The sequence below is a fragment of the Bradyrhizobium sp. MI1.10 genome (assembly GCF_055811035.1).
The window spans coordinates 83,143-103,658 of record NZ_JBVVPN010000021.1 but is presented as its reverse complement, the minus strand read 5'-3'; the positions used below and the strand labels follow the sequence as shown (position 1 = coordinate 103,658).

The following is a 20,516-nucleotide window of genomic DNA, read 5'->3' as shown; positions in this document are numbered from 1 at the left end:
TGATTCTCCGTTGTTGCCGAACCTCACCCGGGTCTCACAGGCGTGGCGCGCGGTCGCGCTAACCTATCCCGGGGGTCTCCCCCCACGTCGCGTGAGTCCCGGATGTCGCTTCGCTCATCCGGGCTACGGAGTTATTGTGTTGCCCCGACGGACACCACGAATTTCGTCATTGCGAGCGATGGGGGAAGTGCTATGGCCAAAGCCGCAGCCGCCGCAGGTATAGCCACCGGGCAATGCCTCTGCGGCAAGGTCACCTTCGAGATCGACGTGCCCGCACGCTGGGCCTGGCACGATCACTCCGCCGCCAGCCGTCGCGCCCACGGCGCCGCCTATGCAACCTATGTCGGAAGCTGGAAGAAGCGGTTTCGCATCACCGCAGGCAAGACGGCGCTGACCCGCTACGAGGACAAGGCAACGAAGACCGCGCGCAGCTTCTGCGCGCATTGCGGCACGCCGATCACGTACGAGCGCCCGCGCGGGCCGCATATGGTCAACATCCCCCGTGCGCTGTTCAGGGAACGCACCGGCCGCCAGCCGCTCTATCACATCGCCATCGAAGAGCTGCAGGAATGGGCCTATACCGGCGAGCCGCTGGTGCCGTTGAAAGGTTTTCCCGGTGTGGTCTGGCAGCGCTCGAAAAAGAAGAAGCGGGCGGGCGGGGAGGATCCGTTCGAGCTGGGGCGCGAGGAGATGTAGCGCCCGCCCACGCAACGCAGCCATGACTGCGCTTCCTTGCGCGCCTCCCGCGATTTCGGCCATCATGCGCCCGTCCTTGCGGCAACGTCCGCCTCTGGAGGAAGCATGAAGAACAAGATCACCGGCCGCTCCGCCTTTCTCGCGTTGCTCAAGGACGAGGGCATCACGCATCTGTTCGGCAATCCCGGCACCACCGAGCTGCCGATCATGCATGCGCTGAAGGACCATCCTGATCTCACCTATGTGATGGCGATGCAGGAGAGTCTGGTGGTGGCGATCGCGGATGGCTACAGCCGCGCCTCCGGAAAGCTCGTCGCCTGCAACGTCCATGTTGCGCCCGGCCTCGGCAACGCGATGGGCTCGCTCTACAACGCCCAGTTCACGGGCACGCCGATGATCCTGACCGCGGGTCAGCAGGAGCAGGGCCACGGCCTGATGGAGCCGGTGCTGTACGGACCGCTGGTCCGCATGGCCGAGCCGCTGGTGAAATGGGCGGTCGAGGTGACGCGCCTCGAGGATCTGCCGCGCATCGTGCGCCGCGCCGCCAAAGTCGCGACCACGCCGCCGACCGGGCCGGTGTTCATTTCGTTGCCCGGCGACATCCTCAACAGCGAGGCCGGGATCGATCTCGGCCGCTCCACCCGCATTGATGCCCGCACAAGGCCATCGGATGAGGCACTAAACGCGTTCGCCGCGCGGCTGCTCAGGGCCGAGCGTCCCGTGATCGTCACCATGGACGAGGTGGTGAAGAGCGACGCGCTGAAGGAGGCCGCCGAACTCGCCGAGGTGCTCGGTGCGGCTGCCTACCAATCCTCGACGCCCTATGGCTCGCACTTCCTCTCGGAGAGCCCGAGCTTCGTCGGCACGTTGGCACGTGTCCAGAAAGTCGCGCGCGACACGCTTGCGGCCTACGACCTCTTGATCGCGCTCGGCGGCGATCCCTTGCGAATGTCGGTCTACAGCGAGGTCGATGCGCTGCCGGAGGGCCTTGGCATCGTGCAGATCGGCCTCGGCGATTGGGAGATCGCCAAGAATTACGGTGCCGAGATCGCGCTGAAGGCGGATTTGAAGGAAACGCTGCGCGCGCTGATCCCGGTGCTGAAGGAGATGGGCGGCGCTGCCCTGGCGCAACGTGCGAAGCAACGTCTCGCCGAGCTTGCGCCGAAGAACTGGACCGCGCGGCGCACCGCGCTGGTCGAGCAGATCGGCAAGACCGCGGACCGCAGCCCCATCGATCCGGACTGGCTGGTGCTGCAAATGGTGGAGGCCATGCCCGCCAATGCCATCCTCGTCGACGAAGGCCTCACCTCGAGCCGCCAGATCACGGCGCTCCGTGCGCACCGCGACCGCTTCGGCTATCACGGCCTTGCCTCGGGCGGCATTGGCTGGGGCCTGCCGGCCTCCGTCGGCGCCAGCATCGCCAATCCCGATCGCCCCGTGGTCTGCTTCTCCGGCGACGGCAGCGCGATGTATTCAATCCAGTCGCTGTGGACGGCAGCGCATCACAAGCTGCCGCTCAATGTGGTCATTGCCAACAATGGCGGCTATCGCATCATCAAGCAGCGTCTGCTCGCCTTCCATGGCGACGACAATTACGTCGGCATGGATTTTGTCGATCCGCCGGTGGATTTCGCGGGCGTGGCGAAGGCACTGGGATGCGAGGCGATCAAGGTCAGCGATCCCCGCGAGTTGAAGGCGACGCTGGCGTCGGCGTTTGGCCGGCCGGGGACGAAACTGATCGAGGTGATGGTGGACGGGAAGGTGTGAGGCAGCGTCACTTGCGGCGCTGATGCCCGCCACGTTCTCAGTCGTCATCACCCGCGAAGGCGGGTGATCCAGTATTCCAGAGGCGGCGGTGATTGAGTCGAGACGCTGCGGCGTACTGGATGCCCCGGTCAAGCCGGGGCATGACAGCGTACCTTAAGACGCTACCCCTTCCTCCCCACCCTGAACCCCGCCGCCGGATGCGGCGCCCCCAGCCTTGCACGCCCGTCACCGAACAGCTTCTCGCGCAGTGTGCCCGGCGCGTACTCCGCCTTGTACCGCCCACGGCGCGTCAGCTCCGGCACCAGCATATCGGCGATGTCCTCGAAATCGCCAGGTGAGATCGCGAAGGCGACGTTGAGACCGTCGACATCGGTCGCCTCGAACCACGCCTCGATCTTGTCCGCGACCATCTCCGGCGTGCCGACCACGACGGGGCCGGCGCCGCCGACGCCGACATGCTCGATGACGTCGCGCACGGTCCAGACGCGATCGGGATCGGCGCGGGTGACGTTATCGAGTGCGCTGCGACCGGCGTCGTTCTGGACATGACGCACCTGCTGGTCGAGCTCGTAGCCGGAGAAGTCGATTCCGGTCCATCCCGACATCAGCGCCAGCGCGCCCTCCGGGCTGATGTGGCGGCGATAGTCGGCATATTTTTCGTTCGCCTCGGCCTCCGTCCGCCCGAGGATGATCGTCATCATCGAGAACATCAGGATTTCCGCCGGATTGCGGCCGAACGCGGCGGCCTCCTGACGGATCGCCGACACGCGCGGCGCGATCACCTTGGCCGACGGTCCCGACATGAACACGCATTCGGCGTGCTGTGCTGCGAACTTCCGTCCGCGCGGCGAGGTGCCGGCCTGGTACAGCACCGGCGTGCGCTGCGGCGACGGTTCGCTGAGATGAATGGTGTTGTTGATGCGCCAGTTCGCGCCCTCGTGGTTGACGCGATGAACTTTTGAGGGATCGGTGAAGATGCCGCGCGTGCGGTCGCGCAGCACGGCGTCGTCTTCCCAGCTCCCTTCCCAGAGCTTGTAGACGACCTCCATATATTCGTCCGCGATCTCGTAGCGGTCGTCGTGCCCGATCTGCTTGTCCTTGCCGGCGCCGCGCGCGGCGCTGTCGAGATAGCCGGTGACGACATTCCAGCCGATACGTCCCTCGGTGAGATGATCGAGCGTCGACATCCGCCGCGCGAACGGATAGGGCGGCTCGAAGGAGAGATTGCTGGTGACGCCGAAGCCGAGATTCTGCGTCACCGCAGCCATTGCCGACAGCAGCAGCAGCGGATCGTTCGACGGCGACTGGGCTGCGTTGCGCAAGGCTGCGTCAGGGCTGTTGCCGTAGACGTCATACACGCCGAGCACGTCGGCCAGGAACAGCCCGTCGAAACGGCCGCGCTCCAGCGTTTTGGCAAGATCGATCCAGTAGGGCAGGCGGGTATATTCGGCAGTGCGGTCGCGCGGATGGGTCCAAAGGCCCGGTGACTGGTGCGCGACGCAATTCATCGCAAATGCATTGAGCCTGATCTGCTTGGCCATGATGGTCCCCCAGCGCCCTGTACCGGGCACTCTTCGAATGATAGAGCTGCGCCCGAACTTGGCGAAGTTCTTGCATATAGCGCGACGTTGGCAAGGCCAAAATCAGCGGCGCTGCCGCGCTTGGCAAGCCAATCTCAAGAGAGCAAGAACGAAATCCCAAGACTATCGAAGTCCCCGCCACTTTCGGAGGCCTGCCCGTATCGGGTATGCTCCTTCGTCTCGCAACCTAAAAAAGAAAATAATGACCAGAGCCGATGCCATCGCCCGCGCCCGTGACGATTTCAAATCCGGCGCGTTCCTCGCTGAACTCGACCGTCGCGTCGCCTATCGGACCGAGAGCCAGAATCCGAACCGGAGCGTCGAGCTGCGCGCCTATCTGGAACAGGAGATGGTGCCCGCTTTCGCCGCGCTCGATTTCGAAAGCCGGATGATCGAATCTCCCAGCGGCAAGGCGCCGTTCCTGTTCGCCGAACACCGCGAGAGCGAGACGGCGCCGACCGTGCTGATCTACGGCCATGGCGACGTCGTCGACGGCATGGAAGGCGAGTGGCGTGATGGCCGCGATCCCTGGCGCACCACGGTTTCGGGCACGCGTCTTTACGGTCGCGGCACCGCCGACAACAAGGGCCAGCACAGTATCAACATGGCCGCACTCCGCGCGGTGCGCGAGGCCCGCGGCGGCAAGCTCGGCTTCAACGCCAAGTTCATCCTCGAGATGGGCGAGGAGATCGGCTCGCCGGATCTCGGCAAGGTCTGCGATCTCAATCGCGATGCGCTCAAGGCCGATCTGTTCATGGCCTCCGACGGGCCGCGCCTGTCCGCCGACCGTCCGACCCTGTTCCTCGGCTGCCGTGGCGGCATCCGCATTCATCTCGATGTGAACCTTCGCGACGGCGGCCATCACTCCGGCAATTGGGGCGGCGTGCTCGCCAACCCCGCGACCATTCTGGTCAACGCGATCTCGACGCTGGTCGACGGCCACGGCCGCCTTCAGCTGGACGCGCTGAAGCCGCCGCGCCTCACCAACCAGATCCGCAGCTATCTTGCGGACGTGCAGGTGGTGCCGACCGAGGACGAGCCGGCGTTAGCCGAGAACTGGGGCGAGGAGGGTCTTTCGGCGGCCGAGCGGCTCTATGCCTGGAACACGCTCGAAGTGCTGGCGATGTCGTCGGGCAATATCGAGAAGCCGGCCAACGCCATTCCCGGCCACGCCAATGCCGTGCTGCAACTGCGTTTCGTGGTCGGCACCAAGATCGATGGGCTGATCGAGGCGGTTCGCGCGCATCTCGTCGCAAAGGGCTATCCGATGGTCGAGGTCCGGGCGGCGCAGAGCTTTGCCGCCTCGCGCACAGATTTCGACAGCCCCTGGATCACATGGGCGGCGGATTCGGTGCGCCAGACCACCGGCAAAGTGCCGGCGGTGCTGCCGAATTTCGGCGGCTCGTTGCCCAACGACGTGTTCTCCGAGAGATTGGGCCTGCCGACGATCTGGGTGCCGCACTCCTATCCCGGCTGCTCCCAGCATGCGCCCAATGAGCACATCCTGCTGCCATTGACCGAAGAGGCCTTGACGGTGATGGCCGGCCTGTTCTGGGATCTCGGGGAATTGCCAAGCGCGCTAACAAGACCGCTAACGCGCCCGCCGGCCTGAGCCGTTAACCGGAGCCGCGATCCAGCCAAAAGTCACATTCTATTCCAACCCAATTTGTGCTTGCATCCCGCCGGCATCATCCTGAAAGGGGACCAAAAAGTGAAACATTTCCGTAGCATCGGCCTCGCGCTCGCCGCGACCTTCGCTGTCAGCCAGGCCGGGGCCGAGGAGCTCACCGGCACGCTCAAGAACATCAAGGACACCGGCGCCATTACGCTCGGCTTCCGCGACTCCTCGATCCCGTTCTCCTATCTCGACGACAACCAGAAGCCCATCGGGTTCGCGATGGACATCTGCTACAAGATCGTCGACGCCGTGAAGAAGGAGCTCAAGCTCGACAAGCTCGAGGTCAAGCTCAACCCGGTGACTTCGGCGACCCGTATTCCGCTGATGGCGAACGGCACCATCGACCTCGAATGCGGTTCGACCACCAACAACGCCGAGCGCCAGAAGCAGGTCGCCTTCACCAACACCCATTATTTGACCGCCAGCCGCTACGTCTTCAAGAAGTCGAGCGGCCTGAAGTCGATCGACGATCTCAAGGGCAAGACCGTGGTCTCGACCGCCGGCACCACCAACATCAAGCAGCTCACCGAAGCCAATGTTGCGAAAGGCCTCGGCGCCAACATCATCCCGGCCAAGGACCACGCCGAATCCTTCCTGATGGTCGAGACCGATCGTGCCGTCGCCTTCGTGATGGACGACATCCTGCTCGCGAGCCTCGTAGCCGGCTCGAAGTCGCCCGACGACTACGTCATCTCCAAGGACGCGTTCTCCAAGCCTGAGCCCTACGGCATCATGCTGCGCAAGGACGACGCGCCGTTCAAGAAGGTGGTCGATGCGGCGACCGCCGCGCTCTACACCTCTGGCGAAGGCCAGAAGATCTACGACAAGTGGTTTACCCAGAAGATCCCGCCGAAGGGTCTGAATCTCAACACCCCGATCTCGGCCGAGCTGAAGAACGAGTTCGCCAAGCCAACCGACTCGCCGAACCCGGACGATTATAAGTAAGCTATAACCGCGATCTTTCGATCCGGATCGTGTCCGGCCATCTTGACTCCAAGGTGGCCGGACATTTGCATAGGCGCCGGGACATCCATGACTGGCGCGTTCGCGCGGGGGACACGTGAACTACCACTGGAACTGGGGAATTTTCTTCGAGCCGAACCCGATGGGGACCGGCACCTATCTCGACATGCTGTTGTCGGGCCTGGTGCTGACCCTCAAGACGGGTGCGCTCGCATGGATCATCGCGCTGATCATGGGCTCGATCGTCGGCGTGATGCGCACGCTGCCGTCGAAGGGAGCGTACTGGTTCGGCTTTGCTTATGTCGAATTCTTCCGCAACATGCCGCTGCTGGTGCAGCTCTTCCTGTGGTTCTTCGTGCTGCCGGAACTGCTGCCGAGATCTGCCGGCCTCTGGCTGAAGCAGCTGCCGAATGCGCCGTTCTGGACGGCGGCGATCGGCATCGGCTTTTTCATGTCGGCGCGCGTCGCCGTGCAGTTGCAGGCCGGCATCGGATCGCTCCCGCGCGGCCAGAAGATGGCGGCGACCGCGCTCGGCCTGACGACCTTGCAGGCTTATCGCTACATTTTGCTGCCGATGGCGTTCCGCATCATCCTGCCGCCGCTGACGTCCGAGTTCCTCAACACCATCAAGAACACGGCTGTGGCCATCACCATCGGCTTGCTTGAGTTGACCGGACAGGCGCGCTCGATGCAGGAATTCTCGTTCCAGGTGTTCGAGGCCTTCACCGCCGCGACCCTTCTCTATCTCCTCGTCAACGCCGTCGTCGTGACCGCAATGCGCTTCCTCGAGCGCTACGTCGCGATCCCAGGCTACATCACGGGGAAATAGCATCATGTTCAGCAATTTCGATTTCGAGGTCATCCGTCGCGCACTGCCCTATCTGTTCTACGAGGGCATGACGTTCACGCTGATGCTCACGGGGCTTGCGGCGCTCGGCGGCCTGATCTTTGGCACGGCCATCGCGCTGATGCGGCTGTCTGGCTTCAAGATCCTGGGCCGCATCGCCGGGGTCTATGTCGACTTCATGCGATCGCTGCCGCTGGTGCTGGTGATCTTCTGGTTCTACTTCCTGGTGCCCTATATCGGGCAGTGGGTAACCGGCGCCTCGCGCCCGATCAGCGTCGGCGCGTTCGCATCCTCGCTCATCACCTTCATCATGTTCGAGGCCGCGTACTTCTCCGAGATCATGCGTGCCGGCATCCAGTCGATCTCGCGCGGCCAGCCGGCCGCAGCCAACGCCCTTGGCCTGACTTACGCCCAGACCATGCGCTACGTCGTGCTGCCGCAGGCCTTCCGTAACATGCTGCCGGTGCTGATCACGCAGACCATAGTGCTGTTCCAGGACACCTCCCTGGTCTACGTGCTGTCGATCACCGATTTCCTCGGTGCGGCAAGCAAGGTCGCGCAGCGCGACGGCCGTCTGGTCGAAATGTATCTGTTCGCAGCAATCGTCTACTTCACCATTTCCTGTGTTGCGTCCTTCGGCGTTCGCCGCCTGCAGGCGCGCATCGCCATCATTCGATAGAGTCTGTCATGATCGAGATCAGCCACGTCGACAAATGGTACAGCCCGAGCTTCCAGGTGCTGACCGACTGCACCACCAGCGTCACCAAGGGCGAGGTGGTCGTGGTCTGCGGCCCGTCGGGATCAGGTAAGTCGACGCTGATCAAATGCGTCAACGCCCTGGAGCCGTTCCAGAAAGGCGACATCAGCGTCGATGGCACCAAGGTCAACGATCCCAAGACCAATCTGCCCAAGCTGCGCTCGCGTGTCGGCATGGTGTTTCAGCACTTCGAGCTGTTTCCGCATCTGAAGATCATCGACAATCTCTGCCTCGCACAGCAGAAGGTGCTCGACCGGTCGCGCGACAAGGCGATGGCGAAAGGCATGCAGCTGCTGGAGCGCGTCGGCCTGAAGGAACAGGCGCAAAAGTATCCCGCGAACCTGTCCGGTGGCCAGCAGCAGCGGGTGGCGATCGCTCGCGCGCTCGCGATGGATCCCATTGTCATGCTGTTCGACGAGCCGACCTCGGCGCTCGACCCCGAAATGGTGAGCGAGGTGCTCGACGTCATGGTGGACCTCGCCCATGAGGGCATGACCATGATGGTCGTGACGCACGAGATGGGCTTTGCCCGCAAGGTTGCCAACCGCGTGATCTTCATGGATCGCGGCGAGATCGTCGAGGACGCCCCGAAGGACGATTTCTTCGGCAAGCCCCGCAGCGACCGCGCGCAGAAGTTCTTGTCGAAGATTCTCTCCCACTAACTCCGCCGTCATTCCGGGGCGCGACGAAGTCGCGAGCCCGGAATCCATCGGGCGGCATTGTACGAGGCGAAATGGATTCCGGGCTCATTCGCTGCGCGAATGCCCCGGAATGACGAATAGAGGGGTGATCGCCGCCCCCATTTCACGTATAAGCGCGCCAAATCCCTTCCTCCCCAGGAGACCTGCCTTGGATCCGATCGCCTATGTCAACGGCTCATTCGTCCCGCTCTCGGACGCCAAAATTTCGGTCCTCGATCGCGGCTTCCTGTTCGCCGACGGCATCTATGAGGTCTCGGCCGTGCTCGACGGCAAGCTGATCGACAATGCCTCGCATCTGGCGCGGCTGGAGCGCTCGGTCGGCGAGATCCAGCTGAAGCTGCCCGAGACGGTCGAGCGTATCACCGAGCTCCAGAAAGAGCTGATCGCGCGCAACCAGGTCGAGAACGGTCTCGTCTATCTCCAGGTCACCCGCGGCGCCGACAAGGGCCGCGATTTCGCCTTCCCCAAGGGCGACGTCAAGTCGAGCCTGGTGATGTTCACGTCGGAGAAGGACATCATCAACGCCGCCTCGGCCAAGACCGGCATCAACGTGATCACCGTGCCCGACATCCGCTGGGAGCGGCGCGACATCAAGAGCGTCGCACTGCTCGCGCAAGTGCTGGCAAAGCAGGCCGCGGCCGAGGCCGGCGCGGGCGAAGCCTGGATGCTCGAAGACGGCTACGTCACCGAAGGCGGTTCGTCCTCGGCGTTCATCCTCACCCAGGACGACGTCATCGTGACCCGCAAGAACTCCAATGCGATCCTGCCGGGCTGCACCCGGAAGGCGGTGGTGGCGCTGGCGGAAGAGCGCCAGCTCCGCGTCGAAGAGCGTTCCTTCACGGTCGCCGAGGCGCTCGCCGCCAAGGAAGCCTTTGCCACCTCGGCGTCGCTGTTCGTCCAGCCGGTGGTTGCGATCGACGGCAAGAAGGTCGGCGACGGCAAGCCCGGCCCGATGGCCATGCGGCTGCGCGAGATCTACGTGGAGTTCGCCAAGGCGACGGCGGTTTAGCCGTCCACCGCCGTCATCGCCCGGCTTGACCGGGCGATCCAGTACGCCGTGACGGGAGTGCTTGACTCGAGAAGCCGCGGCGTACTGGATGCCCCGGTCAAGCCGGGGCATGACAGTCGAATGCATGGAGGCAGTTTGGCCTCATGCGTCAGCACCTCAGGCCACCGACGCCTTCACCTTCACCGGGTGAACCGCGCGGAATGCGATTGCGATCCTGTTTCCAGGCATTGATGGCGCCGATCAGCATGGTCAGGTTCACCGTCTCCGCATCGGAGAATTGCGCGCGGAGCGGCTCGTAGACGTCATCGGGCGCGTGCGTCTCGGAGATCAGCGTCACCGACTCGGTCCAGGCCAGTGCGGCGCGCTCGCGGTCGGTGTAGAGCGGGGATTCGCGCCAGGCGTTGAGCAGATAGATGCGCTGCTCGGTCTCGCCGCGCTTGCGCGCGTCCTCGGTGTGCATGTTGATGCAGAAGGCACAGCCGTTGATCTGTGACGCGCGGATCTTGACGAGCTCGATCAGCGATTTCTCAAGGCCCGTCGACTGGATCTGCTCTTCCAGCCCCATCAGGGCCTTCATCGTGTCGGGTGCGGCCTGGTAGAAATTCATGCGGGGTTTCATGGTCGTTCTCCTTGCTTGCTGGGTTGAGGTCAGTGGGCGCCGCCGGCCGAGGCATGGCCGGCCTTCTTCAGGAACAGGGTGGCGATCAGCGCGACGATCAGGGCCACGCCGAGCAGATAGAAAGTGTCGCTGAAGGCGAAGATGTAAGCCTGCTTCTGGACGATGTGACCGATCGCGACATAGGCGCGATGCGCGGCATCCGCACGGTCGAGCACGCCGTGATTGATGAAATATTGCGTGAGCTGTTCCAGTCTCGTGCGGGTGGACTGCTCGAATACCGAGACCGACTGCATCAGCACGTTGGAGTGATACTGCTCGCGTTTGGTCAGCAGGGTCTGCAACAGCGCGATGCCGACGGCGCCGCCGAGATTGCGCATCATGTTGAACAGGCCGGACGCCGAGCCCGCATTCTCCGCCTCGATGCCGGCCGTGGCCACCGCGGACAGCGGCGCCATCACCAGCGCCTGGCCGATCGCGCGGACCACATTGGGCCAGAGCAATTGATCGGCGGCATAGTTGCCGGTCATATAGATATTCATGAAGTTGGAGGCCGCGAACAGGACGAAGCCGACGCCGATGATGAGCCGCGCATCGAGCTTCTGCATCAGCCGCGGCACCAGCGGGATCAGCAGAAGTTGCGGCAGGCCGGTCCAGGCCAGCACCATGCCGATCTGCTCGGCATTGTAGCCCTGGATGCGGGCCAGATATTGCGGCAGGATGAACACCGAGCCGTAGAGTGCGATCCCCAGCAGGAAGTTCGCGAGCATGCCGAAGCCGAAGTTGCGGCGGACCAGCAGACGCAGGTTGAGGAGCGGCTTCTTCACCGTGAGCTCGATGATCAGGAAGGCGATCAGGGCCACGGCCGCGATGACGGACAGCTTGACGATGAAGGGCGAGCCGAACCAGTCGTCCTTGTTGCCTTCCTCGAGCACTGTCTGCAGCGCCGACAGTCCGATCGCCATGGTGATGATGCCGGCCCAGTCGCCGTCGCGCAGCAGCGACAGCTTCATGGGCTTTGCATCGAGGGCGTACCAGAGCATGCCGACCATGATCCCGCCCGGGACGACGTTGACGTAGAAGATGTACTGCCAGCCAAAATTCTCGGTGAGATAGCCGCCGATGGTGGGGCCAATCGCGGGCGCGAACGTCGCCGACAGCGCGAACAGCGCGAGGCCGACCGGCTGCTTTCCGCGCGGCAGCAATGTGATGATGAGCGTGAACGCCATCGGAATCAGCACGCCGCCGGTAAAACCTTGCACCGCCCGCAGCACGATCATCTGCGGCAGGTCCTGCGCCAACGCGCAGGCGGCCGATAGGACCAGGAAGAGGACCGCGTTGGTGAGGAGATAGATGCGGATCGAGAACACCTGCGCCAGCCAGCCCGAGAGCGGGATCACCACGATCTCCGCGATCAGATAAGAGGTCGAGATCCAGCCGCCATCGTCGATGCCGGCGCCGATCGCGCCCTGGATGTCGGCGAGCGACGCGTTGACGATCTGAATGTTCAGCACCGCCATGAAGGCGCCGAGCGTCGCGCCGATCACGGCAATCCAGGTCTTGGTCGACACGGCAGGCGTTATGGGGGCCGCGACTGAAGCGGGGATTTTGGCGGCGGAGGCGGCGTTGACGGTCGTTTGGAGCGTGCTCATGGAGGCCTCGTCTCGGTTACGGAGACAGGATGGATCAAGCAGTTGGTTTCGATAATCGGAGAAGCGCAGGAAGGATCATCCGGCAGGATTTGAAAATCCCACGGGACCCTCCCGGCTTCAGCCGCCGTTAGGATGGGCCGCGTTGTCGGCGAGATGCTTTGCCGTCTCGCGCTCGGCCATGACGGCCTGTTTGGTGTCGACGGTCGGCACTGCGGACATGCCGGGGCGCAGCAGGCCGGTCAGGCTGTGGTCGTCGAGCACGATCTTCACCGGCACCCGTTGCACGATCTTGGTGAAATTGCCCGTGGCGTTGTCGGGCGGCAGCAGCGCGAATTCAAGGCCGCTCGCCGGCGACAGGCTGTCGACATGGCCGCGCAGGGTCTGGTTGCGGAAGCTGTCGACGTGCAGCTCGACCGGCTGGCCGGAGCGGACATGGGTGAGTTGCGTCTCCTTGAAATTTGCCACGACATAGACCGCATCGAGCGGCACTACCGCCATCAATTGCGTGCCGGCCTGCACGAACTGTCCCACGCGCAATGAGCGGGCGCCGACCGTGCCGTCGACCGGCGCGGTAATCTCGGTGTAGGAGAGATTCAGCGTCGCCTGCTCCGCGACCGCGCGCGCATGTTCGAGTTGGGCCGTAGCCTGCGCGCGCTGGGTGGTGAGCACGTCGACCTTGCGTTGCGCGGCCACGAGGCCCGACCTGGCATGTTGCAGCTGTGCATTGCTGGCGCGCAACGCAGCGTCAGTCTGTTGTGCGCGCTGAATCGTGCCGGAGCCCGACTTCATCAAATCGTCGTAGCGGGCGCGCTCCTCCTGCGCAAATTTCAGATTCGCGTCCGCAGCAGCGACATCGGCCATGCTCTGCTCGATGATCGGCTGCTGGAGTTCGAGCTGGGCGTCGAGGTTGCGCACCGATGCTTCCGCCGCAGCGACATCAGCGCGGGCCTGGTCGAGCGCCGCCTTGAAGTCGCGGTCGTCGATCTTCGCCAGCACCTGGCCCGCTTTGACCTTTTCGTTGTCGCTGACCAGCACCTTGGCGATGTAGCCCGAGACTTTTGGCGCGACGATCGTGGAGTCGGCCTTCACATAGGCGTCGTCGGTTGTCTCGAGATAACGGCCGTTGACCCAGTAGTCGTGTCCGTAATGGACAATCGCTGCTGTGCCCGCGAGGAACGCGAGCGCCAACGCCGCCCGCCGGACCATATTCCGGGTCGGACCACGCACCGGCACCGGCGGAGAAGCTTGCAGTATCTCAGTCGCTTGCTGGAAGTTTTCGGTGCGGGGCATCTCGGACATGGCAGTCTCCTGTCTGGTGGCTGACACTATCGGTCTTCTTCGCTCGATCGATAATCGGCGAAATACCGGAAGGATTATCCGCTGAGAGTGGATAGTCCGGGGACCCGCCTTCGCGTATGGTCTACCGAGCCGGAGGTGCGACTGCCCCAGAGCGATTGCCGCCTCTGTCGAGCGATTGCGGCTAACCCATCCGCCATCCGCGCGCGAGACCATCTGATGGGATAATCGGACAGAATTCCTTGCGATTATCGACCAAGAGCGGATAATCAGTCGGTATGGACCGATTGACAAGTCTCGAAGTCTTCAGCCGGGTGGCCGAGGCCGGCGGCTTCTCTGCAGCAGCCCGCAAGCTCAACATGTCGACCACCATGGTGAGCAATCACGTCCAGGCGCTGGAAGACCGCCTCGGGGTGAGGCTGCTTCAGCGCACTACGCGCAAGGTCAGCCTCACCGACATCGGCAAGGCTTATTACGACCGCTGCATCCAGATACTCGCCGAAATCAAACAGGCCGACGATATCGCGAGCGAATTGCAGTCGGTGCCCCGCGGCACGCTACGGATCCACGTCGCCACGCATATGGTGCCGTTCGTTGCGCCCGTGGTGGCGAAGCTCCTGTCGGCCTATCCGGAGCTCAAGATCGATCTGCGCATGGGCGAGGCCGACATCGATCTCATCGAAGAAGGTTATGACGTTGCTCTGCGCATGACCGCGCCGCCGGATTCGAGCCTGATCGTCCGCAGCCTGGCCACCTGGCGCCACGTCCTGTGCTGCTCGCACGACTATCTCGACAAGCACGGTCGCGTGCAGAAGCTCGACGAGCTCGCCGCGCACAATTGCGGGCGCCATTTGAATTATCCGTTCGGCGACGATTGGCGCTTCTTCGATCGCAAGGGCGCGCCGGCATCGGTGCGCATCTCCGGCAGCTTCATCACCAACAGCGGTGAGGCCTTGCGAAAGGTGGCGCTGGAAGGCGCTGCCGTCTGCCTGATGGCCGGATTTCTGATCCGCGACGATCTCGAGGCCGGTCGGCTCGTGCGCCTCTTGCCCGAATATCGTCCAGTCGAGATGTCGATGAATGCCGTCTATCCACACCGCCATCATCTGTCGGCAAAGGTCAGGACCTTCATCGACATGCTCGTGCATCATAGCGCCGAGCAGCAGAAGCTGATCAATCCCTATTCATGATCGGGACGGCGCCGGCAGCCGTCCGAACACTTTTTCAAGTGCCATCCCGACCGCAAGTAGGCGGCGATCGCTTCCGGACGGGCCATCCAGCTCGAGCCCGATCGGGAGCTTGCTGACCGAGCCGAGCGCAATCGGGATCTGGATTCCGGGAATTCCGGCATTGCTGCCGGGATCGGTGTTCTGGATGAACAGGCCGAAATTTTCGAGGCTGCTGGAATCGGGATTGGAGGCAATGGCGACGCGCGGCGTGGTCGGGAAGGCGATGGCATCGAGCCGGTTGTCGGCGAAAGTCCTGCTGTAGAGCGCCTGAAGCGCGGGGCGCGCTGTGTTGATCGCGGCGTCGTAGATCGGCTTGGCGTCAACCAGCGTGCCATCGGGGGCGGGCAGTTTGCGCGGGATCACCAGCCCATCATAGGTACCCTTGACGTCTGCGCTGGATATCTCCGCTGCCAGCGCCGCGATGCTGAGGCCGGTACCGGTGTGTCTGAGATACGCGACCATGTCGTCATAGGCCTCATACAGCACGACGGGAAAGCTCACCTGGCCGTTGAGTTCGGCGAGCAGCGGCATCTCGATTTCGATGACGGTGACGCCCTGCGCCTTCATTTTCGTGACGGCCGCCTCGAATGCGGCGTCGGTGTCGGCGTCGAGATTGCTCAGCATCGCCTTTACGATGCCGATCCGCACCAGCTTCAGATCGGCCGGCGCGATGGCATCGCCGCCTGCAATGACGCGGTCGAGCAGCGCGACATCCGCCATGGTCGCGGCCATGGGACCCGCGGTGTCGCGGGTGTGCGAGAGCGGCGCAATTCCAGCTTGCGGATAGCGTCCGATGGTCGGGCGCAGCGAGGCGCATCCATTCAGCGCAGCCGGCACCCGGACCGATCCGCCGGTGTCGGTGCCGAGCCCGCCTGCCACGATGCGCGCGCCGATCGCGGTACCGGTCCCGGAGGAAGAGCCGCCGGCGATCAGGGCGCGGTCATAGGCGTTGCGCACGCCGAACTCGGCAGCGGTCTTGAATGCGGTGTTGTAGCCGGAGATGCCGAAGGCGAGCTCGTGCATGCTGGTCTTGCCGATGATGACCGCGCCTGCGGCCCGCAGTTTTGCCGCAACTGGCGCGTCGGCCGTGGGAACGTAATCCTTCAGGGCCGGCGTGCCCGCGCTACAGGGCAGCCCGGCAACCTCGATGTTGTCCTTGATCACGATGGGCACGCCGCCAAGCGGTTTTGTCCGGTCGCCCGTCGCGTCGAATGCGGCAGCAACCTTCAGGGCGCCGGCCTGGTCCAGGGTGACGAAGGCATTGAGGTCGGCATTGGCTTTGGCGCGGGCAAGCGCTTCCGTCGTGAGTGCTGTGCTCGTCACCTTGCCGGCGCGGAGGTCGGCGGCGGCTTGGGTCAGGGTCAACTGATCGAAATCCATGATGCGTCACCCGCTTGCCCGGCTCCATCATGGAGCCCTCGAATTCGGGAGGCTGAAGCCTCGCCGGCATCACGTCAACCGTGGGCGCGCAACTTTGCCTGCGACGCTGCGATCACATCGGCGAGAAGCCGTTCGACCGCCGGCTTCACCTTCGCGATCGCGATGTCCTTCACCGGCCCGTAACCGCGGATCTCCATCGGCGCCTTGGCGATCACGACGAGATCGGGCAGGCGCGCCGCATCGAGTTCGCCGAGCATCCGTTCGATCACGCCCTCATACCAGGCGATCAGGTTTCGCTCGGTGCGGCGTTCGACGGTGTAGCCGAACGGATCGAATACTGTCCCGCGCAACCCTTTCAGTCGCGCGAGCGCGGCGAGCGGCAGCTGGATCCACTGGCCGAAGGCGCGCTTGCGCGGCCGGCCGCGGGCGTCGCGCTCGGATGGCAGGAAGGGCGGAGCGAGATGGTATTTGACGCTGAAGCCGTCCTCGAACTCGCGCTTCAGCTCGTCGAGGAAGCCGCTCTGCATGTGCAGGCGCGCCACCTCGTACTCATCCTTGTAGGCCATCAGCTTGAACAGGGCGCGCGCAACCGCCTCGGTCAACTTCTCGCTATTCAGGTTGGCTTCCGCATTGCGAACGTTTGCAACGCGTGCTCGATAGCGCGCTGCATAGGCATCGTTCTGATAAGCCGCGAGGAAGTCGGCGCGGCGGTCGATCAGCTGGTCGAGCGTCTCGGCCTTGGGCGCTTCGTCCACCTTCGGCAAGAAGTCAGGGTCGGCCGCTGCAATCCGGCCCCAGGCGAAAGCCTGCTTGTTGCTTTCGACCGCGACGCCGTTGAGCTCGATCGCGCGCAACAGCGCCGACAGCGAGACCGGCAACAGCCCGCGCTGCCAGGCAAAGCCCAGCATGACGATGTTGGCATAGACGGCATCGCCGAGCAGACGCTCCGCCAGTGCGTTGGCGTTGATGGTGTCGAGATTGCCGTCGCCGATCACCTGGCCGATCGCGCGCAGGCGGGCGGGTGAGGCGAGATCCGCGTCGCGGAAGCGGACGACCTCGCCGGTCGGCATCTCCGCGGTGTTGACCGCGGCTCGCGTGCCTTTCCGATAGGTGCCGGACGCCTTCGGCGAGGAGCTGACGACGAGGTCGCAACCGATGAGCGCATCGGCCGCGCCCTGGTCGATACGGACCTGATGCAATGCGTCGGGGGACGCGGCCAACCGGATGTAGCTCAGCACCGGCCCGAATTTCTGCGCAAAGCCGGTAAAATCCAGCACCGAGACGCCGTTTCGTTCGAGATGCGCCGCCATGCCGATCAGCGCGCCGACCGTGATCACGCCGGTGCCGCCGACGCCGGTGACGAGCAGATCATAGGGACGGTCGAGCGTTGCGAGAGTGGGCAGGGGAAGTGTGGCCGCGTGGCCGACCGCGTCGGTCCGGCTTGCGCCCTTCTTCCGGCGCGTCGCGTCCTCAACGGTGACGAAGCTAGGGCAAAACCCGTTGAGGCAGGAAAAGTCCTTGTTGCAGGACGAGAGATTGATCCGCCGCTTCCGGCCGAAGGGTGTCTCCTTGGGCTCGACGCTGAGGCAGTTGGATTCGACCGAGCAGTCGCCGCAGCCTTCGCAGACGAGATCGCTGATATAGGCGAAGCGTTTGGGATCGATCATCTGCCCACGCTTGCGACGACGCCGCTTCTCTGTCGCGCAGGTCTGCTGATAGATCAGAACCGAGACGCCGGGAATCTCGCGCAGCTCGCGCTGTACATCGTCCATCTCTTCGCGCGGATGGATGGACACGCCGACCGGCAGGTCGCCTGGCGAAAATTGCGCTGGATCGTCCGACACCAACGCGATGCGCGCAACGCCCTCGGCGCGGACGCTGTGCGCGATGGCGTGGACGCTGATCGGGCCGTCGACGGGTTGGCCGCCGGTCATGGCGACGGCATCGTTGAACAGGATCTTGTAGGTGATGTTGGCTTTGGCCGCGATCGCCTGCCGGATCGCCATCGAGCCCGAATGATAATAGGTGCCTTCGCCGAGATTCTGGAACACGTGCTTGTTGCCGGTGAAGCGTGACGAGGCGGCCCAGTTCACGCCTTCGCCGCCCATCTGGATCAGGGACGATGTCTCGCGGTCCATCCAGCTCGCCATGAAATGACAGCCGATGCCGGCCAGCGCCTTCGACCCCTCCGGCACTTTTGTCGATGTGTTGTGCGGGCATCCGGAGCAGAAATACGGCGTTCGCGTCGCACCGCTGACGTTGATCGTGCGCGCAGCCTCAGGCATCAAGCCGGCTGCGCGCGCGGCGAGATTAAGGCTTGGGAACATCGGATCGAGACGGCGTGCAAGCACTCCAGCGAGCGCGCGCGGCGACAATTCGCCGATCCAGGAGATCAGCCGCGCGCCGGTTTCGTCGTGCTTACCGACCATGCGCTCGGGTTTTTCGCCCGGATAATCGTAAAAATATTCCTTGAACTGGCTTTCGATGATACCGCGCTTCTCCTCGACCACGAGGATCTCGCGCTTGCCCTTCACGAAGGCCATCGCGTCATGCAGCGCCAGCGGCCAGACCATGCCAACCTTGTAGATGTCGATGCCGATGCTGCGGCAGGCCACTTCGTCGAGATCCATCAACCGCAACGCTTCCATCAGATCGAGATGGGCTTTGCCTGTGGTGACGATGCCGTAGGTAGCGCCCGGGATATCGTAGATGTGACGATCGATCGGATTGGCCTTTGCGAAGGCGTAGACCGCGTGCTTCTTCGCCTCCAGCCGCTCCTCGATCTGCGGCCCCGGCAGATCGGGCCAGCGATAGTGCAAGCCGCCGGGTGGCGGCGTGACGTCCGGAGTGTGGAAGGCGCGCGGCGGGCGCAGCGCGACGGAGGCGCCGGATTCCACGATCTCCGAGATCGCCTTGAAGCCGACCCACATGCCGGTGAAGCGGCTCAGCGCATAGCCATATTCACCGAATTCGAGATACTCGCTGACGCTTGCGGGGTGGAGCGTCGGCATGAACCAGCTCATGAAAGCGACGTCGGACTGGTGCGGCATCGAGGACGAGACGCAGCCATGGTCGTCGCCAGCGACCACCAGAACGCCGCCATGCGGTGAGGAGCCGTAGGCATTGCCGTGTTTCAGCGCATCGCCGGAGCGATCGACGCCGGGACCCTTGCCGTACCAGAGCCCGAACACACCATCGACCTCGCGGTCAGCTTGCGTCTCGACCTGCTGCGACCCGAGCACCGCCGTCGCGGCAAGGTCTTCGTTCACCGCGGGGAGGAATTCGATGCGGTCCGGCTTCAGCCGCTCCTGGATGCGCCACAGTTCGAGATCGATGCCGCCGAGCGGCGAGCCGCGATAGCCCGAGATGAAGCCCGCCGTGTTCAGCCCGGCGGCACGGTCGCGCCGCACCTGGTCGAGCGCGATGCGGACGATGGCCTGCGTGCCGGTGAGGAAGACGCGGCCTTCTTCGCGATCGTAGCGGTCGGAAAGCTGGTAGGCGTCGAGTGAGGAAATGGCGTCCATGCGGACCTCCCGCGGCATCCTTGCCGGATGGGAGAAGGGTAGGCCTCGGCAACTGGTTGGTCCTACCTATTTTCCCGAATAGGATATCCATTGTGGTAGAATTGTCCGTTATAATCTACAAAGCGGTAGAGTAATCCATTTTGGTGCTTTCCATGATCGAAGACCAAGACGCGCGGATTCTCGCCTATCTCCAGAAGGACGGCCGCGCCACCAACCAGCAGCTCGCCGACGCGGTCGGCATGTCCACCTCGGCCTGCTGGCGCCGGGTGCGCGCGCTGGAGGAGAGCGGTGCCATCCAGGGCTATGCGGCCCTGGTCGCGCGCGAGCAGGCCGGCTTCGCGATGTCCGCGATCCTCCACGTCTCGCTGGAACGGCACGACGCAAAATTCGTCGACGAGTTCGTCGCGCGGGTGACCACGCGGCGTGAGGTGCTGGAGTGCTTTGCGACCACGGGCGATGCCGATTACCATTTGCGCGTCGTCGTGCAGGACATGACGGCCTACAACAAATTTCTCGACGAGTTCATGTTCCGCATTCCCGGCATTCGCTATGTCAGAAGCAATGTGGTGCTGAAGGAGATCAAGACCAGCGTGACCCTACCGTTTTGAGAGGCAGCGCTTCGTCGTCCCGGCGAAGGCCGGGACCCATAACCACGAATGCCAATTGCCTTGCGAAGCCGTAACGACGAGTCCTAATCAAAACATCTGCTGCGGCGCATGGGTCCCCGGGTTAGCCCGGCCGCCCCCGTTTGTGCAACGTGGGCGTACCCGCCACCCCCCCCAAAAAATTAACCAACCGGGCGAATACCGGTAATTACATAA

Annotated in this window: 15 protein-coding genes and 1 pseudogene; 10 read left to right on the top strand and 6 right to left on the bottom strand. The window is 63.8% G+C overall.

The window, feature by feature from the left end:
* Positions 1-192: 192 nt before the first annotated feature.
* A complete protein-coding gene (locus AC0L3K_RS22665) occupies positions 193-696 on the top strand; it encodes a GFA family protein (protein WP_007597039.1) in 504 nt (167 codons plus the stop codon).
* Between the two features lie 105 nt (positions 697-801).
* Entirely contained in the window at positions 802-2,463 is a 1,662-nt protein-coding gene (locus AC0L3K_RS22660) for a thiamine pyrophosphate-binding protein (protein WP_473366937.1), read from the top strand.
* 161 nt (positions 2,464-2,624) lie between these two features.
* Here the strand turns inward: AC0L3K_RS22660 and AC0L3K_RS22655 are convergent, their stop codons facing one another.
* Complete coding sequence (locus AC0L3K_RS22655) at positions 2,625-4,004, bottom strand: LLM class flavin-dependent oxidoreductase (protein ID WP_007597036.1); 1,380 nt, start codon at positions 4,002-4,004, stop codon at positions 2,625-2,627.
* 241 nt (positions 4,005-4,245) lie between these two features.
* Here AC0L3K_RS22655 and AC0L3K_RS22650 point away from each other — a divergent pair, with 241 nt between their 5' ends.
* From AC0L3K_RS22650 to AC0L3K_RS22625, 6 genes are all read left to right on the top strand, one after another.
* A complete protein-coding gene (locus AC0L3K_RS22650) occupies positions 4,246-5,655 on the top strand; it encodes a M20 family metallopeptidase (protein ID WP_473366936.1) in 1,410 nt (469 codons plus the stop codon).
* Between the two features lie 99 nt (positions 5,656-5,754).
* Positions 5,755-6,666, top strand: coding sequence for an amino acid ABC transporter substrate-binding protein (locus tag AC0L3K_RS22645; protein WP_035995282.1), 912 nt, complete (start codon positions 5,755-5,757; stop codon positions 6,664-6,666).
* A gap of 115 nt (positions 6,667-6,781) precedes the next feature.
* Positions 6,782-7,513, top strand: coding sequence for an amino acid ABC transporter permease (locus AC0L3K_RS22640; RefSeq protein ID WP_007597031.1), 732 nt, complete (start codon positions 6,782-6,784; stop codon positions 7,511-7,513).
* A gap of 4 nt (positions 7,514-7,517) precedes the next feature.
* On the top strand, positions 7,518-8,210 hold the full coding sequence (locus AC0L3K_RS22635) for an amino acid ABC transporter permease (RefSeq protein WP_007597029.1): 693 nt from the start codon (positions 7,518-7,520) through the stop codon (positions 8,208-8,210).
* 8 nt (positions 8,211-8,218) lie between these two features.
* Entirely contained in the window at positions 8,219-8,950 is a 732-nt protein-coding gene (locus AC0L3K_RS22630; protein ID WP_007597027.1) for an amino acid ABC transporter ATP-binding protein, read from the top strand.
* 187 nt (positions 8,951-9,137) lie between these two features.
* Positions 9,138-9,998, top strand: coding sequence for a D-amino-acid transaminase (locus AC0L3K_RS22625; protein WP_354201656.1), 861 nt, complete (start codon positions 9,138-9,140; stop codon positions 9,996-9,998).
* A gap of 156 nt (positions 9,999-10,154) precedes the next feature.
* On the opposite strand, the pseudogene AC0L3K_RS22620 reads toward AC0L3K_RS22625, so the two are convergent.
* From AC0L3K_RS22620 to AC0L3K_RS22610, 3 genes and pseudogenes are all read right to left on the bottom strand, one after another.
* Positions 10,155-10,617 (bottom strand): annotated as a pseudogene (locus AC0L3K_RS22620) (carboxymuconolactone decarboxylase family protein).
* A gap of 29 nt (positions 10,618-10,646) precedes the next feature.
* A complete protein-coding gene (locus tag AC0L3K_RS22615; protein ID WP_473366935.1) occupies positions 10,647-12,266 on the bottom strand; it encodes an MDR family MFS transporter in 1,620 nt (539 codons plus the stop codon).
* Positions 12,267-12,383: 117 nt separating this feature from the next.
* Positions 12,384-13,565, bottom strand: coding sequence for an HlyD family secretion protein (locus tag AC0L3K_RS22610; RefSeq protein WP_473366934.1), 1,182 nt, complete (start codon positions 13,563-13,565; stop codon positions 12,384-12,386).
* Positions 13,566-13,840: 275 nt separating this feature from the next.
* Between AC0L3K_RS22610 and AC0L3K_RS22605 the strand changes: the two genes are divergently transcribed.
* Positions 13,841-14,752 (top strand): LysR family transcriptional regulator, encoded by a 912-nt coding sequence (locus AC0L3K_RS22605; protein ID WP_354201653.1) that lies wholly within the window; start codon positions 13,841-13,843, stop codon positions 14,750-14,752.
* Here AC0L3K_RS22605 and iaaH read toward each other — a convergent pair.
* Positions 14,747-16,171 carry an indoleacetamide hydrolase gene (gene iaaH / locus AC0L3K_RS22600; RefSeq protein ID WP_473366933.1) on the bottom strand — a complete coding sequence of 475 codons (1,425 nt, stop codon included), beginning with the start codon at positions 16,169-16,171 and terminating at the stop codon, positions 14,747-14,749. The two genes, AC0L3K_RS22605 and iaaH, sit on opposite strands and share 6 nt — an antisense overlap.
* A gap of 74 nt (positions 16,172-16,245) precedes the next feature.
* On the bottom strand, positions 16,246-19,695 hold the full coding sequence (locus AC0L3K_RS22595) for an indolepyruvate ferredoxin oxidoreductase family protein (RefSeq protein ID WP_473366932.1): 3,450 nt from the start codon (positions 19,693-19,695) through the stop codon (positions 16,246-16,248).
* A 152-nt stretch (positions 19,696-19,847) separates the two neighbouring features.
* Here AC0L3K_RS22595 and AC0L3K_RS22590 point away from each other — a divergent pair, with 152 nt between their 5' ends.
* Positions 19,848-20,303, top strand: coding sequence for an Lrp/AsnC family transcriptional regulator (locus AC0L3K_RS22590; protein WP_219680713.1), 456 nt, complete (start codon positions 19,848-19,850; stop codon positions 20,301-20,303).
* Positions 20,304-20,516 lie beyond the last annotated feature (213 nt).

Coding starts and splice junctions, on each gene's coding strand:
- AC0L3K_RS22665 (WP_007597039.1), top strand. CDS start 193: ATGGCCAAAGCCGCAGCCGCCGCAGGTATAGCCACCGGGCAATGCCTC.
- AC0L3K_RS22660 (WP_473366937.1), top strand. CDS start 802: ATGAAGAACAAGATCACCGGCCGCTCCGCCTTTCTCGCGTTGCTCAAG.
- AC0L3K_RS22655 (WP_007597036.1), bottom strand. CDS start 4,004: ATGGCCAAGCAGATCAGGCTCAATGCATTTGCGATGAATTGCGTCGCG.
- AC0L3K_RS22650 (WP_473366936.1), top strand. CDS start 4,246: ATGACCAGAGCCGATGCCATCGCCCGCGCCCGTGACGATTTCAAATCC.
- AC0L3K_RS22635 (WP_007597029.1), top strand. CDS start 7,518: ATGTTCAGCAATTTCGATTTCGAGGTCATCCGTCGCGCACTGCCCTAT.
- AC0L3K_RS22630 (WP_007597027.1), top strand. CDS start 8,219: ATGATCGAGATCAGCCACGTCGACAAATGGTACAGCCCGAGCTTCCAG.
- AC0L3K_RS22615 (WP_473366935.1), bottom strand. CDS start 12,266: ATGAGCACGCTCCAAACGACCGTCAACGCCGCCTCCGCCGCCAAAATC.
- AC0L3K_RS22610 (WP_473366934.1), bottom strand. CDS start 13,565: ATGTCCGAGATGCCCCGCACCGAAAACTTCCAGCAAGCGACTGAGATA.
- AC0L3K_RS22605 (WP_354201653.1), top strand. CDS start 13,841: ATGGACCGATTGACAAGTCTCGAAGTCTTCAGCCGGGTGGCCGAGGCC.
- iaaH (WP_473366933.1), bottom strand. CDS start 16,171: ATGGATTTCGATCAGTTGACCCTGACCCAAGCCGCCGCCGACCTCCGC.
- AC0L3K_RS22595 (WP_473366932.1), bottom strand. CDS start 19,695: ATGGACGCCATTTCCTCACTCGACGCCTACCAGCTTTCCGACCGCTAC.
- AC0L3K_RS22590 (WP_219680713.1), top strand. CDS start 19,848: ATGATCGAAGACCAAGACGCGCGGATTCTCGCCTATCTCCAGAAGGAC.